Origin of the sequence: Pseudomonas sp. LA5 (genome assembly GCF_028640825.1) — a bacterium.
Lineage (GTDB): Bacteria > Pseudomonadota > Gammaproteobacteria > Pseudomonadales > Pseudomonadaceae > Chryseomonas > Chryseomonas aestiva.
Genome location: NZ_JAQYZY010000019.1, coordinates 294,718 through 309,330, shown reverse-complemented (window position 1 = coordinate 309,330; position 14,613 = coordinate 294,718). Strand labels below are relative to the sequence as shown.

The window sequence follows — 14,613 nt, the reverse complement described above, 5'->3', positions numbered from 1 at the left end:
CTGTGAGTCCGCCATGTACGACGCGCTCCGTCCTCTGCTTTTCAAAATGTCTCCCGAAGGATCGCATGATCTGGCGTTGGACCTGATCGGCGCCGCGGGTCGGCTGGGCCTGACGGGCCTCGGTCGGCGGCCGTGCCGGCTGCCGGTGCAGGTCATGGGTCTGGAGTTTCCCAATCCGGTGGGTCTGGCCGCCGGACTCGACAAGAACGGCGCCGCCATCGACGGCTTTGCCGGTCTGGGCTTCGGCTTCATCGAGATCGGTACCGTGACGCCACGGCCGCAGCCGGGCAATCCCAAGCCGCGGCTGTTCCGCCTTGAGCAGGCCGACGCCATCATCAACCGCATGGGTTTCAATAATGCGGGCGTGGATGTCCTGATCGAGCGGGTCAAGGCTGCCCGCTTCCAGGGCGTACTGGGGATCAACATCGGCAAGAACGCCAGTACCCCGGTGGAACGGGCGGTGGACGACTACCTGATCGGTCTGGAGCGGGTCTATGCCCACGCCAGCTACATCACGGTAAACGTGAGCTCGCCCAACACGCCCGGCCTGCGCAGCCTGCAATTCGGCGAGGCGCTCAAGAGCCTGCTGGAAGCCCTGCGCCAGCGTCAGGAAGACCTGGCGGTCCGGCACGGCCGGCGGGTGCCCATCGCCATCAAGATCGCCCCGGACCTGACCGATGCAGAGATCGTGCTGACCGCCCAGGCGATTCGCGAGGCCGGGATGGACGCCATCATCGCCACCAACACCACGTTGGGCCGGGAAGGGGTGGAGAATCTGCCCTATGCCGCCGAGGCCGGTGGCTTGTCAGGTGCTCCGGTGCGGGAGAAGAGTACCCATGTGGTACGGGTGCTGGCCGCTGAGCTGGGTGGTCGACTGCCGATCATCGCGGCGGGTGGGATCCTGTCCGGGGAAGATGCGGCGGAAAAGATCGCGGCGGGCGCCAGTCTGGTGCAGCTCTACAGCGGCTTCATCTATCGCGGACCGGCGTTGATCCGGGAAGCCGTGGATGCGATCGCCGCGGCGCGCCCCTGAGGGGAGGGGGCTCGCTGGGAGCCCCCGTGGGACCGGGTCCCTGATCCCGGGAGAGGATCTGACTGGAAAGAAACCAGAACGCTGTGGAAGCCCGGGGCTTCCGCTAGTGAAATCGAATTAGCCTGCGGCTTGAAGTTGATTCATGCGTTGAAGACCGGCGGTGCCTACGTAGCCGTCCCATTGGTCGCTACGGCCCTCACGCCAGCCATTGAGCCAGGCCTGCCGGACGGCGTCCTGGGTGAAGGGGCAGAGGTCCCGCGATTTGCCCACGATGCCGTGCTGATAACCACGCTGGAAAGCTCGTTCCATTGGATCACGCTTGAGTCTTCTCATAGGGTAGTGCCCTCGTAGGTTGACTTGCAGATTGTCCATGGCCCGTTGCAGGCCTGGATGCCAGAGCCGGCGTCCTGACATCCGCCCCGCACCTTCGCGCTGCGGGTGGTCAATTACTAACCAAAGGGGCTCCGGCTGGGAACGACCTTTTAGCTATAAGCCGTAATCAAATCGAAATGAAATGGCGATAAACCGCCGCTGGAATGCCGTCACTGCGGCTTGTTGAGACGCAGTCAAACCTTCTCGCGAGGAGCTGTCCTTGGCGGTCAATCCGACCAAAGGCAGAAAGCTCCTCGCGCTAACCTATGGATTCAACGATGTCCGCGATGCAACAACTCATCCTCACCTGTCCCAAGGGGCTCGAGACCCTGCTGCTGGAAGAGGCCCAGGGCCTCGGCCTGCAGGAAGCCCGCAGCCAGACCGCGGCGGTGCGCGGCGAGGCGAGTCTCGCGGACGCCTACCGCCTGTGCCTCTGGTCGCGCCTGGCCAACCGGGTGCTGCTGGTGCTGGCCCGTTTCCCGGTGGAAGATCCCCAGGGCCTGTACCTGGGCGTGCACGGTGTGGAATGGGAAGAACACCTGGCCCCCGACGGTACCCTGGCGGTGGGCTTCAGTGGCCAGGGCGCCGGCATCGACAACACCCATTTCGGTGCCCTCAAGGTCAAGGACGCCATCGTCGATCGCCTGCGCGAGCGCACCGGGCAGCGGCCCACGGTCGACAAGATCGCCCCGGACCTGCGTGTCCACCTGCACCTGGAGCGTGGCCAGGCCATCCTCTCGCTGGATCTTTCCGGTCAGAGTCTGCACCAGCGTGGTTATCGCCTGCAGCAGGGCGCCGCGCCGCTCAAGGAAAACCTCGCGGCCGCGGTGCTGATTCGCGCCGGCTGGCCGGCCCTGGCCGCGGCCGGCGGCGCGCTGGCCGACCCCATGTGCGGGGTAGGTACCTTCCTGGTCGAGGCCGGCCTGATGGCGGCGGACATCGCCCCCAACCTGCGCCGCGAGCGCTGGGGCTTCTCCGCCTGGCTGGGCCACGTGCCCGCGCTCTGGCAGCAGCTGCATCAGGAGGCTGAAGCCCGCGCCGCTGCGGGTCTGGCCAAGGCGCCGACCTGGATCCGTGGCTACGAAGCCGATCCGCGACTGATCCAGCCGGCGCGCAACAACATCGAGCGGGCCGGGCTGTCCGAGTGGATCAAGGTCTACCAGGGCGAGGTCGCCAGCTTCGAGCCGCGGCCGGACAAGGGCCAGACCGGCCTGGTGATCTGCAACCCGCCCTATGGCGAGCGCCTGGGCGATGAAGCTAGCCTGCTGTACCTCTATCAGAGTCTCGGCGAGCGGCTGCGTCAGGCCTGCCTTGGCTGGCGCGCGGGGGTCTTCACCGGCGCGCCCGAGCTGGGCAAGCGCATGGGCATCCGCAGCCACAAGCAATACGCCTTCTGGAACGGCGCCTTGCCCTGCAAGCTGCTGATGTTCGAGGTCGAGACCCGTCAGTTCGTCACTGGCAGCCGCAACGGCGAGCGTTCGACCACCGACCAGGCGGCCGAGCCGGCCAAGCTCAGCGAGGGCGGCCAGATGTTCGCCAATCGCCTGCAGAAGAATCTCAAGCAGCTCGGCAAGTGGGCGCGTAACCAGGGCGTGCAGTGCTATCGCCTCTATGACGCCGACATGCCCGAGTATGCGGTGGCGGTGGATCTCTATGGCGATCGGGTGCACGTGCAGGAATACGCGCCGCCGCGCTCCATCGATCCGGACAAGGCCCAGGCCCGTCTGCTCGATGCCCTGGCGGCCATTCCCCAGGCGCTGGACATCGATCCGTCAATGGTGGTGGTCAAGCGGCGCGAGCGACAGAGTGGTACCAAGCAGTACGAACGCCAGGCCGCCCAGGGTGAGTTCCTGCAGGTGGAAGAAGCGGGTGCCAAGCTGCTGGTCAATCTCACCGATTACCTGGATACCGGTCTGTTCCTCGATCACCGTCCGCTGCGCCTGCGGCTGCGCCAGGAAGCCCAGGGCAAGAGATTCCTCAACTTGTTCTGCTACACCGGTGCCGCCACGGTGCAGGCCGCAGTAGGCGGGGCGCGGAGCACCACCAGCGTCGACCTGTCGCGAACCTACCTGGACTGGGCCCGGCGCAACCTGGCCCTCAACGGCTTCTCCGAGCGGCATCGCCTGGAGCAGGGTGATGTGCTGCACTGGCTGGAAAACGATCGTGGCGAATATGATCTGATCTTCGTCGATCCGCCGACCTTCTCCAACTCCAAGCGTCTGGAAGGGGTGTTCGACGTCCAGCGCGATCACGTCGCCCTGATCGACTCGGCCATGGCCCACCTGAGTCGCAATGGCGTGCTGTACTTCTCCAACAACTTCCGCAAGTTCGAGTTGGACGCAGGCCTCGCCGAGCGTTATCGCGTCGGAGAGATCAGCGCCAGCACCCTGGATCCGGACTTCGCGCGCAATCCCAAGATCCATCGCGCCTGGCGGTTCAGCCTGCAATGAGGTCCGCCGCCTGAACTGCCGCTGAACGGGTCGGGCATCGAGCCGTTCAGCCTGTGATCCGGCGCAATCCAGCCTTTTCCCGGGAACACCCGACCCCGCCATGCCGTCCACAATGACGGCGCGGCGCTGGGTCGTGCCTGGCGGGACGAGGAGGGAAAGGTTCTACAATGCTGGTTTCACTGCAGGCTCTCAGGGCCCTGGCCGCCTGGCTGGTGGTCTTTCATCACTTCATGCAGGTGTTCTTCGACTTCCACGCCGACAGCCTCGGCGGTCATCTGCTCTCCACCCGGGGACAGGTCGGGGTCGATATCTTCTTCGTGCTTAGCGGCTTCGTGATCTACCTGTCCACCGCCGGCCGATCGCTCAGGCGCAGCACCTTCCTCTGGCACCGCATCGCCCGTATCGTACCGGCCTATTGGCTGTACACCGCGGTGACGGCGCTGATCCTCTATCTGGCCAGCGACGTGATGCCCATCTATGGCGTCGCCGCCCGTGAACTGCTGCTCTCGCTGTTCTTCATTCCCAGCGAGAACCCCGCGGGCTTCGGCCATTATCCGATCCTGCCGGTGGGCTGGACGCTCAACTTCGAGATGCTGTTCTACCTGCTGTTCGCCCTGTCCTTTGGCGTGGCCGAGCGCTGGCGCATCGGCGTGGTCAGCCTGCTGGTGATCCTGGTCAGCCTGGTGCTGGCCCGCGAGTCCTTTGTCAGCAGCTTCTATCGCAATCCGATCATCTTCGAATTCCTGCTGGGCGTGAGCCTGGCCGCGCTCTATCGCCGCGGCGCCCTGCGCGGACCCCGGCCGCTGGCGCTGGCGGCGGCCCTGGCGGCCCTGACCTGCCTGGTGGCCTTTCCGGCCGACCATCCCTGGCGCCTGCTGACCTGGGGCGTGCCCAGTGCGGTCCTGGTGGGCGCCTGCGTAATCCTCGAGCCCTGGTTCGCCGGCTCGCGCCTGTGCAAGGCGCTGGGGGACTGGTCCTATTCGGTTTATCTGGTGCACGTCATCGTGCTCTGGCTGGGCGACTACTGGCTGCACCAGCAGTGGGGTTTCAGCCCCTACCAGACCCTGGCGGTCTGTCTCCCGGTGATCCTGCTGCTGGCCTGGGGGAGCTACGAATGGATCGAGCGACGCCTCTCCCGCACCCTGCGCCAGCTGGGCGAACGCCTGGCGGGACGGCGTCCGCAGTGGGTGGCCGGTCAGTAGGACGCGCGTTCGGCGGCGGTGAGTTCGGGCAGCAGCGCTCGACCTTCCGCCGAGGAGCGCTGGGCGGCTTCCAGCAGGGCCATCAGCGCGCAGGCCTGGGCCGGAGGGACGGGATTGGTGGCGCGCCCGGCGAGGGCCTCGACCAGGGCGAGGTAGTAGCGGCGGTGATCGCCCGCCGGCGTCGGCAACGCCTGGCGTTCGCCATCGCCGGTGATGAGCCAGCCGGAATCCGGATCCTGGCCCCAGTCTGGACCACCGGGGCGCACGCCGGCCTTGAGCGCGTCTTCCTGGCAATCCGCTCCCTGCTTGATCCAGCTGCCCGCAGTACCCTGGGCGAGAAAGCGCGGCACACCGCCTGCGGCCAGCATCCCGGCTCTCAGGGTCACTTGACGGGTGCCGTAGTCCAGTTGCACCTGGAACCAGTCGTCGGTGAGGGCGCCGGCGCGCTGCCGCACCAGCTGCGCCTGCAGGCGCTCGGGCAGGCCGAACAGGCAGAGCGCCTGATCCAGCAGGTGGGGGCCGAGGTCGAACCAGAGGCCACTGCCGGGGAGTGCCGCTTCGCGCCAGCGCGTGCGTACCTCGGGACGAAAGCGCTCGATGCGCGATTCCAGGCTGGTCAGCTCACCCAGGGCGCCACTGGCGAGTACCGCCTGCAGCCCTAGAAAATCACTGTCCCAGCGGCGATTCTGGAACACCGACAGCAACCGGCCGGCCTGTTCGGCTTCCGCGGCCAGTTGCCTGGCTTCGGCGAGGGTAACGGTAAAGGGCTTGTCGACCACCACGTGCTTGCCGGCGGCCAGGGCGGCGCTGGCGAGGGGCGCATGGGTCTGGTTGGGTGAGGCGATCACCACCAGGTCGATGGCCGGATCCTGCACCGCGGCCAGGTAGTCCGCAGTGACGCGCACCTTGGGCAGGTCGGCCTGTACGCGCGCGGCATCCCGTGAGGCCACCAGCTCCAGGCTGAGACCGGGAATCGACCCCAGCAGGGGACCATGGAAGGTCTGACCGACGAAGCCGTAACCGATCAGGGCGACGCGAAAGGGGGAGGGCATGAGGCATCCTTGTGCCGGGGTGAAAAAGAGCGAGGCCGCTCAGGGAGCGGCCTCGGTTGAACGCGGAAACCAGAGGTTGCCCTATTTCAACTCGTGATCGTGAGCCAGTTGCTCTCTTTCGAGGAATTCGTCCTGCCGCAGGGAGTCCTTGAACTCCTCGGAGTCCTCCAGGGCCAGGGGGTCATTGAGTTCGCCGCTGGAAAGACGCTTTTTCTCCAGTTTGCCGGACAGGTGGGTAATGGCTCGCAGCAGCTTGTCCGCTGCACCTTCCACTGCCAGGTCGAGGGAATCGGCCTTGTGAGTTACCGAGAGCGGCTGGTGCCCCTTGATACGGGCCTCCATTTGGCACCGCTTGTCCTGAGCACCCGATTTGCCGGCGTTTTCGTCGTTGAGGTGTACCTCGACACGGGTCAGGAGTTCGTCGAAGCGATCCAGGCGGTCTTCCACCACGGACGCCACCCAATTCTGCAAACCGGCACTGCTTTCGATGTTGTGATCACTGTTGACTTGGACTTGCATGCGGCTTCCTCTTTTTGACGGGCCTGACCATTGGATGAGGCCGGTCAGGCCGAGGTTCAAGGCTGTTCGTCCGTTGTGCGTGTCACCCGATGTTTCCTTCTGGCAGTGTTGAGGCGCGTCGCAACTTTCGAAAAACGACGCTCAAGTCGCGGGTCGCTGGCGTTTTGCCCTTATCCACTGATAATGCGCGACCTCTCATCGTTCGTCGCAGTGGGGATCGTCAATGCCAGATGTGCTCACCCGTGGCCGCAGTTTTGCCCGGCGGCTCTGGCTACCCCGTGCGATAGGTCTGTTGCTCAGCCTCAGTTGCATCGTCTCGGTGCAGCTTACCCAGCCGGTGTCCATCGGCCTGTGGCTGTTGCTGCTGGCCAATGCGCTGTGCTGGTCGCCGCTCGCCTACTGGCGCGCCGTCCGCGCGCGCGATCCCTATCGCGCCGAGCTGGGCAATCTGCTGCTGGATTGCGGCTCGGCCGGCTTCTGGGCGGCGAGCATGGGCTTCAATCTCCTGCCCAGCGTGACCCTGCTCGCCATGACCGGTATGAACATGCTCGGCGCCGGGGGCCTGGCGTTCTGGCGCCGGGGTCTGCTCGCGCAGCTGGCGGGCATCCTGGTCGGCCTGGTGGTGCTGCGCCATCCGGTCGCCCTCGAGACCTCCACCGCGCAGATCTATGCCTGCCTGCCGATGATCGTCGCCTATCCCTGGGCCCTGGGCCTGGTGAGCTTTCGCCTGGCGCGGCAGCTGTCGCGGCGCCAGCAGGAGCTGGAGCTGATCAGCAAGCAGGATGGCATGACCGGCCTGCATAACCGCACCCACTGGGATCAGCTGCTGCAGCGCGAATTCGCCCGCTGCAAGCGCAGTGGCGCCACGGCCAGCCTGGTGATGATCGACCTGGACAACTTCAAGCTGGTCAACGATCGCTTCGGTCATCAGGCCGGGGACGAGATGCTGCGGCAATTTTCCGGCCTGCTGGCCCGGACCATCCGCACCAGCGACCTGGCCGGTCGTTTTGGTGGCGATGAATTCGGTATCCTCTTGCCCGACACCTCGCCCGAACGGGCCCTGGACCTGATTCGACGGCTGCAGGAGCGGTTGCACGAGATGCAGGCGGGCGGCCCCGGCGATCGTCAGAACGTCCGCGTCGGCATGAGCTGCGGCGTCGCCGGATTCGACCGGGCCTACGATGACGTTGCCCACTGGCTGCAGGCCGCCGACTTCGCCCTCTACCGGGCCAAGGCGCAGGGCCGCGGGCGGGCCGAGGTGGCCGATCCCCAAGGAGTGCTGGCATGACCCCGGCGATAGAGTTGCTCAAGAAAGCCCAGGTGCCCCACGAGGTGCTGAGCTACCACCATGATCCCAAGGCCGCCTCCTACGGCCTGGAAGCCGTCGAAAAGCTTGGCCTGGCGCCGGAAACGGTGTTCAAGACCCTGTTGGCGGCGAGCGAGAAGCAGGAGTTGCTGGTGGCCATCGTGCCGGTCGCCGGAACCCTGGATCTCAAGGCCCTGGCCCAGGCGGCCGGCGTCAAGAAGCTGGAGATGGCCAAGCCCGACCAGGCCCAGCGCAGCACCGGTTACCTGGTCGGCGGTATCAGTCCGCTGGGGCAGAAGAAGCGACTGCGTACCTTCATCGACAAGTCCGCGGCGGAGTTGCCGGGCATCCATGTCAGCGCCGGACGCCGGGGGCTGGAAGTGGCCCTGGCACCTACGGACCTCGCCCGCTTGCTGGATGCGCCCTTCGTGCCGATCGGCAAGGCCTGAGCGCCTGTCTTTCGGGTAGGGTGGAAAACCGCGTAGTGTTTTCCACGCGCGCTCGGGCTGGTGGTGGACAAGGCTGCGCCGTTGTCCACCCTGCGACGGGTTGGTTGCCGACCTCCAGTAGGGTGAAAACCGCCTGGCGTTTTCCACCCCCTCCGCCCGCTAGGCTATTCCGTAGCTCTCACGCAGCTGCTGCCGGTAGCGCTGGTAGGCCGCTTCGTACTCGGCGACCCGTGCGGGATCCGGTTCGGCACGGCTGGCCGGGTCCAGATGCACGCAGCGCTCGGTGAGGCTGTCGAGCGATTCCGGATGCCCCTGTTCGCGACTCCAGCACCAGGCGGCCTGCAGCGCGCCACCCAGGGCCGCGGCTTCGCCGTGGATCGGGCAGACCACCGGGGTGTTCATCAGATCGGCGATCAGCTGGCGCCAGACCGGACTCCTGGCGCCGCCGCCGATCAGTCTCAGGGTATCGCCGGGCATGCCCAGGTCACGCAGCAGGTCGAAGCCGTATCTCAGGGCGAAGCTCACTCCCTCGACCACCGCCCGGCACAGGTTGGCGCGGGTGAGGTTGGTGGCGGTGAGGCCATGCAGGCTGGCGGTGGCGGTCGGCAGCGCCGGCACCCGTTCGCCATTGAGGAAGGGCAGCATCAGCACCCCCTCCGCGCCGATGGGCGACTCCGCCACCAGACGGGTGAATTCGGCGAGATCCAGGCCGAGCAACTCGCGGATCTGGCCGCTGGCATTGGTCAGGTTCATGGTGCAGATCAGCGGCAGCCAGCCGCCGTTGGACGAGCAGAAGCCTGCCACGGCAGGATGCTCGCTGATGCGAGGTTCGTCGGAGTACCCATAGAGGGTGCCCGAGGTGCCCAGGCTCAGGGTGATCTGGCCGGCGCGGCTGTTGCCGGTGCCCAGGGCGCCCATCATGTTGTCGCCGCCACCGCTGGAGACCAGCGCCTGGGCGTTGATGCCCAGTTGGCTGGCGACCTCCGGTCGCAGCCGCCCGACTGGCTGGTCGGCTTCGATCAACTCCGGCAGGGCGCGCTCCAGGCGACCACTGGGGTCGATATGGCGCAGCAACTCCAGGTCGTACTGGCGCGTGCGCACATTGAAATAGCCGGTGCCCGAGGCGTCGCCGTATTCGGCCACGGCGCGGCCGGTCAGCCAGAAGTTCAGGTAATCGTGGGGCAGCAGCACCTGGTCGATCTGGTCGAACACCTCCGGGTGCTGTTCCTTGGTCCAGAGCAGTTTGGATACGGTGTAGCCCGGCGCGATGGCCAGGCCCAGGCGCTCGATGGAGCCCTCCACCCCGCCCAGGTGGTCCAGCAGCCGCTGGTTTTCCGGGGTGGATTCGGTGTCGCACCAGAGCTTGGCCGGACGCAGGACCTTGCCGCTGTCGTCGAGCAGTACCAGACCATGCTGCTGGCCGGAGACGCCGACGCCGAGGATGTCCTGCCCATCGCTGCCGGCCTGCGCCAGGGCGGCGCGGGTGGCCGCCACCAGCGCCCGGATCCAGTCCGCCGGATTCTGCTCGCGGCGGCCGTTGGCGGCCTCGGTCAAGGGGTGCGGCGCACTGCCTTCGCCCAGTACCACCCCGCGCTCGACATCCAGGATCACCGCCTTGGTGCCCTGGGTGCCGCAGTCGATCCCGAGAAACTTCATGCCTGGCCGCTCCTTGTTGTTGTTAGGGCTTGTCTGAAAAGTCGACGCTGAGCAGGCAGCTTTCTGCCAGGGCTAGTCGCCGAGCAGGGTCTGCAAGGTGGCGCTGACCCCGTGGGTACGCAAGTTGTACAGCTGCCGCTCGAAGGCGGCAACGAAGGCCGCGGATTTCGGGATGTGCTTACCGAAGATTTCCTCGGCGCCCAGCAGGCGCTCGGTAAGATTCTTCTGATCCTGCACCAGTTCCTCGCAGTAATTGGCGCGCGGATCGGGGATGCGATAGGTCGCCCCGGTCTCGTCCACGCCACGCAGATAGACCGCCCAGGCGGCCACCACCAGGGCGGCGCGATCCATGGCCTGGTCGTCTTCGATCAGGCGGTTGATGGTCGGCACGGTGAACTTGGGAAACTTCGACGAGCCATCGGAGCAGACCCGCTCCAGCTGGTCGGCGATGGCGCGATTGGAGAAGCGCTCGATCAGGGTGTCCTTGTACTGGTCGAGATCGATGCCGGGCACCGGTGCCAGCTGCGGGGTCACGTCCTCGTCCATGTAGGCGCGGATGTAGCGCACGAACAGCGGATCGGCCATGGTCTCGTGGACGAAACGGTAGCCCTTGAGGAAGCCCAGGTAGGTCAGCGCCAGATGGCTGCCGTTGAGCAACTTGATCTTCATCTCCTCGTAGGGGGTGACGTCATCGGTGAACTGGACGCCGACGTCTTCCCAGGCCGGACGACCGGCGACGAACCTGTCTTCCAGCACCCACTGCAGGAAGGGCTCGCAGACCACCGGCCAGGCGTCCTCGACGCCGTGTTCGGCCAGCAGTGCCTCGCGATGGGCGGTGCTGGTCATGGGGGTGATGCGATCGACCATGGCGTTGGGGAAGCTGACGTGCTCGGCGATCCAGCCGTGCAGCTCTTCGTCCACCAGGGCGGCATAGGCCAGCAGGGCCTTGCGGGTGACCTGGCCATTGTGCGGAAGGTTGTCGCAGGACATCACGGTGAAGGGACCGGTGCCCTCGGCGCGGCGCTTGGCCAGGGCCGCCAGCAGGAAGCCGAAGACGCTGCGCGGATCGCCCGGATGCTGCAGGTCGTGCTGGATCTGGGGCAGCTTGAAGTTGAATTCGCCGGTGCTGTCATCCATGCAGTAGCCGCCCTCGGTGATGGTGAGGGAGACGATGCGGGTGCTGGGATGGGCCAGCTTGTCGATCAGCGTCTGGGTGCCGTCTTCGGCCAGCAGCATGCCGCTGATGGCGCCGACGACGCGCACCTCGGTGTTCGGCTCGTCGGCCAGCACCACCTGGGTGTAGAGATAGTCCTGGCCGGCCAGGGCATCACGCATGGCGCGGTCTTCGGCGCGCAGGCCGACGCCGCAGATGCTCCAGTCCAGGTCGCGGCCCTGATTGAGCAGGGCCTCGGTGTAGATGGCCTGGTGCGCGCGGTGGAAGCCGCCGACGCCGATGTGGACGATCCCCTGACGCAACTGGCAGGAGGCGTAGCCGGGCTTGGCGATGTAGTCGGGAAGCTGTTCGAGGTGCTGGCGATTGAGTTTCACGATGGCGATCCTGCAAGGCGGTGCCCCGGGCGCGTGCGGGACACCGGGGCAGAAAAAGGGGGAAGGGTCAGGCGGCTTTGCGCAGCAGTGGCGCCACGGCGCGGCCCTGTTCGTCGAACAGGTGGCAGAAGTCGACGTCCAGCGCCAGGCGCTGGCGTTCGCCGTAGGCGACGGCGCAGTCACCCGGCACGCGCACGGTCAGCGGCTCTTCGGCCTCGGTGACCATGTGGCAATAGGTGTCGCTGCCCAGGCGTTCGGCCACGTCGCTGATGACCGGCAGCTGGCCGTCGGCGGCCAGGCGCAGGTGTTCTGGGCGAATGCCCAGGGTCACCGGGCTGCCGATCGCGAGGTCGTCACCACGGCGTGGCAGGTGCAGGCGCGGACCGGCCGCCAGCTCCACCTCCACGCCCTGGGCGTCGGTGGCCACCACCTTGCCCTTGAAGAACGCCATCTTCGGCGTGCCCAGGAAGCCGGCGACGAAGAGGTTGGCCGGATGGTGATAGAGCTCCAGGGGCGAACCGACCTGTTCGACGCGGCCGCCGTTGAGCACCACCACCTTGGTCGCCAGGGTCATGGCTTCCACCTGGTCGTGGGTCACGTAGATCATGGTGGCCTGCAATTCCTGGTGCAGACGCGCCAGTTCCAGGCGCATCTGCACGCGCAGGGCGGCGTCCAGGTTGGACAGGGGTTCGTCGAACAGAAAGATCTTCGGCTGGCGGACGATGGCGCGGCCGATGGCCACCCGCTGGCGCTGGCCACCGGAGAGCTGACGCGGCTTGCGCTCCAGCAGCGGCGTCAGCTCGAGGATGCGGGCGGCATCGGCGACCTTGCGCTCCACTTCCTGCTTGTCGATCTTGGCCAGATCGAGGGCGAAGGACAGATTCTTGCGCACGCTCATATGCGGATAGAGGGCATAGGTCTGGAACACCATGGCCAGGTCGCGCTTGGCAGGCGACACTTCGGTGATGTCGCGACCGTCCAGCTCCAGGGTGCCGCTGCTGACCTCTTCCAGGCCGGCGATGAGGCGCAGCAGGGTTGACTTGCCGCACCCGGACGGGCCGACGAAGACCACGAATTCGCGGTCGTTGATGTCGAGGTCGACGCCCTTGATGATTTCCAGCGAGTCGAAGCCCTTGCGCAGGCTGCGGATTTTCAGATTGGCCATGACAGGAGTCCTCTTGTTCTTATTTCACCGCGCCGAACGATAGGCCGCGGACGAGTTGTTTCTGGCTGATCCAGCCAAAGATCAGGATGGGCGCGCAGGCCAGCGTCGAGACGGCCGACAGCTTGGCCCAGAACAGTCCCTGGGGACTGGAGTAGGAGGCGATCAGCGCGGTCAGCGGCGCGGCGTTGGACGAGGTCAGGTTCAGCGACCAGAAGGCCTCGTTCCAGCAGAGGATCAGCGACAGCAGCATGGTCGAGGCGATGCCGCCCTTGGCGATCGGCAGCAGCACCCGGACGATTTCCTGGTAGGTGGTCGCGCCATCCAGGCGCGCGGCCTCGAGGATGTCCTTGGGGATGTCCTTGAAGTAGGTGTAGACCATCCAGACCACGATCGGCAGGTTGATCAGGGTGTAGACGGCGATCAGCAGCAGCCGGCTGTCGAGCAGTTCGAACTGCTTGGCCAGCAGATAGATGGGCACCAGTACGCCCACCGCCGGCAGCATCTTGGTGGACAGCATCCACAGCAGCAGGCGCTGGGTGTTCTTGGTCTCGTGGAAGGCCATGGAATAGGCCGCCGGCAGCGCCAGCAGCAGACTCAGCAGGGTGGCGCCAAAGGAGATCACCACCGAGTTCAGCGCGAAGTGGAAGTAGTCGCTGCGTGCCTGGATGGTCAGGTAGTTCTCCAGCGTGGGCGTGAAGAAGAACTGCGGCGGCGTGGCGAAGGCGTCGATCTCGGTCTTGAAGCTGGTCAGCACCATCCAGAAGATCGGGAAGAACAGCACCAGGGCTACCAGCCAGGCGAGCAGGCCCAGCAGCAGGCTCTGCAGGCGCCGGGATTGCTTGAGCGTCAGCATGTCAGGGTCCTCACTGTTGGGTCAGGTTCTTGCCGAGCATCCGCACCAGGATGATGGCGGCGATGTTGGCGATGAGCACGGCGATCAGGCCGCCGGCGGAGGCCAGGCCGACGTCGAACTGCAGCAGGGCCTGGTTGTAGATCAGGTAGGCGAGGTTGGTGGAGGCGAAGCCCGGACCGCCACTGGTGGTGGTGTAGATCTCGGCGAACACCGACAGCAGGAAGATCGTCTCGATCATCACCACCACGGCGATGGGCCGCGCCAGGTGCGGCAGGGTCAGGTGCCAGAAGATGGCGAGCGGGCCGGCGCCATCCAGGCGGGCCGCTTCCTTCTGCTCCTGATCCAGCGACTGCATGGCGGTCATCAGGATGAGAATGGCGAAGGGCAGCCACTGCCAGGACACGATCAGGATGATCGACAGCAGCGGATGGGTGGCCAGCCAGTCCACCGGGGTGGCGCCGAAGAGTTTCCAGACCGCGGCGAGAATGCCGGAGACCGGATGGAAGATCAGGTTCTTCCAGATCAGGGCGCTGACCGTGGGCATGATGAAGAACGGCGAGATCAGCAGGACGCGGACGATGCCGCGGCCAAGGAACTCGCTGGCTTCCAGCAGCGCCGAGATCAGCACGCCGAAGACCACGCTGATCAGCAGCACGCTGCCCACCAGCAGCAGGGTGTTGCTCATGCCGGGCCAGAAGCCGGCATCGGTGACGAAGTATTCGAAGTTCTCCAGGCCGACGAAGGCGTGCTCGCCCGGATAGAGCAGGTTGTAGCGGATCAGCGAAAACCAGATGGTCATGCCCAGGGGCACCAGCATCCACACCAGCAGCAGAGCCACCGAAGGACTGATCAGGAACCAGCCGGGACTAGCACGACGGCGTTGACGACGGGCGGGAGCGGCAGGGGTTTCGACGGCGGGCGTCTTGAGGGTGGAGGTCTGCATGGCGATGCTCCGCAAGGCAGTGGGCCGTGACGAGGCACTGGCGTCTCGCGACGCCAGCGACGGAT

The 14,613-nt window shown here is 66.1% G+C and carries 13 protein-coding genes; 5 read left to right on the top strand and 8 right to left on the bottom strand.

Going from position 1 to position 14,613, the window contains the following annotated elements; translation table 11 throughout:
* Positions 1–13: 13 nt before the first annotated feature.
* Positions 14–1,033 carry a quinone-dependent dihydroorotate dehydrogenase gene (locus tag PVZ72_RS03620; RefSeq protein ID WP_273861226.1) on the top strand — a complete coding sequence of 340 codons (1,020 nt, stop codon included), beginning with the start codon at positions 14–16 and terminating at the stop codon, positions 1,031–1,033.
* A 117-nt stretch (positions 1,034–1,150) separates the two neighbouring features.
* Here the strand turns inward: PVZ72_RS03620 and rmf are convergent, their stop codons facing one another.
* The gene (rmf, locus tag PVZ72_RS03615) at positions 1,151–1,366 is read right to left on the bottom strand and encodes a ribosome modulation factor (protein ID WP_059232223.1); all 216 of its coding nucleotides are present in this window, start codon (positions 1,364–1,366) and stop codon (positions 1,151–1,153) included.
* A gap of 317 nt (positions 1,367–1,683) precedes the next feature.
* Here rmf and rlmKL point away from each other — a divergent pair, with 317 nt between their 5' ends.
* Positions 1,684–3,855: a bifunctional 23S rRNA (guanine(2069)-N(7))-methyltransferase RlmK/23S rRNA (guanine(2445)-N(2))-methyltransferase RlmL gene (rlmKL, locus tag PVZ72_RS03610; RefSeq protein WP_273861225.1), complete on the top strand. Its 2,172-nt coding sequence runs from the start codon at positions 1,684–1,686 to the stop codon at positions 3,853–3,855.
* 167 nt (positions 3,856–4,022) lie between these two features.
* Positions 4,023–5,057, top strand: coding sequence for an acyltransferase family protein (locus tag PVZ72_RS03605; protein ID WP_133859705.1), 1,035 nt, complete (start codon positions 4,023–4,025; stop codon positions 5,055–5,057).
* Here PVZ72_RS03605 and PVZ72_RS03600 read toward each other — a convergent pair.
* Positions 5,051–6,109 (bottom strand): oxidoreductase, encoded by a 1,059-nt coding sequence (locus tag PVZ72_RS03600; protein ID WP_187978781.1) that lies wholly within the window; start codon positions 6,107–6,109, stop codon positions 5,051–5,053. The two genes, PVZ72_RS03605 and PVZ72_RS03600, sit on opposite strands and share 7 nt — an antisense overlap.
* Positions 6,110–6,190: 81 nt before the next feature.
* Positions 6,191–6,628, bottom strand: a complete 438-nt coding sequence (locus PVZ72_RS03595) for an HPF/RaiA family ribosome-associated protein (protein WP_133859703.1) — start codon at positions 6,626–6,628, stop codon at positions 6,191–6,193.
* Positions 6,629–6,851: 223 nt separating this feature from the next.
* On the opposite strand from PVZ72_RS03595, the gene PVZ72_RS03590 reads away from it, so the two are divergent.
* Positions 6,852–7,916: a diguanylate cyclase gene (locus PVZ72_RS03590; RefSeq protein WP_187978782.1), complete on the top strand. Its 1,065-nt coding sequence runs from the start codon at positions 6,852–6,854 to the stop codon at positions 7,914–7,916.
* Entirely contained in the window at positions 7,913–8,383 is a 471-nt protein-coding gene (gene ybaK / locus PVZ72_RS03585) for a Cys-tRNA(Pro) deacylase (protein ID WP_187978783.1), read from the top strand. The genes PVZ72_RS03590 and ybaK overlap by 4 nt, the downstream gene beginning before the upstream one ends.
* A gap of 159 nt (positions 8,384–8,542) precedes the next feature.
* Here the strand turns inward: ybaK and xylB are convergent, their stop codons facing one another.
* The 5 genes from xylB to PVZ72_RS03560 form a co-directional block, all read right to left on the bottom strand.
* Positions 8,543–10,039 carry a xylulokinase gene (gene xylB / locus PVZ72_RS03580; RefSeq protein ID WP_133859700.1) on the bottom strand — a complete coding sequence of 499 codons (1,497 nt, stop codon included), beginning with the start codon at positions 10,037–10,039 and terminating at the stop codon, positions 8,543–8,545.
* A 72-nt stretch (positions 10,040–10,111) separates the two neighbouring features.
* Complete coding sequence (locus tag PVZ72_RS03575) at positions 10,112–11,587, bottom strand: mannitol dehydrogenase family protein (RefSeq protein ID WP_273861224.1); 1,476 nt, start codon at positions 11,585–11,587, stop codon at positions 10,112–10,114.
* 67 nt (positions 11,588–11,654) lie between these two features.
* A complete protein-coding gene (locus PVZ72_RS03570; protein ID WP_187978786.1) occupies positions 11,655–12,752 on the bottom strand; it encodes an ABC transporter ATP-binding protein in 1,098 nt (365 codons plus the stop codon).
* Between the two features lie 19 nt (positions 12,753–12,771).
* Positions 12,772–13,605, bottom strand: a complete 834-nt coding sequence (locus PVZ72_RS03565; RefSeq protein WP_133859697.1) for a carbohydrate ABC transporter permease — start codon at positions 13,603–13,605, stop codon at positions 12,772–12,774.
* A 10-nt stretch (positions 13,606–13,615) separates the two neighbouring features.
* Positions 13,616–14,548, bottom strand: coding sequence for a carbohydrate ABC transporter permease (locus PVZ72_RS03560; RefSeq protein ID WP_133859696.1), 933 nt, complete (start codon positions 14,546–14,548; stop codon positions 13,616–13,618).
* Between the last annotated feature and the right edge of the window lie 65 nt (positions 14,549–14,613).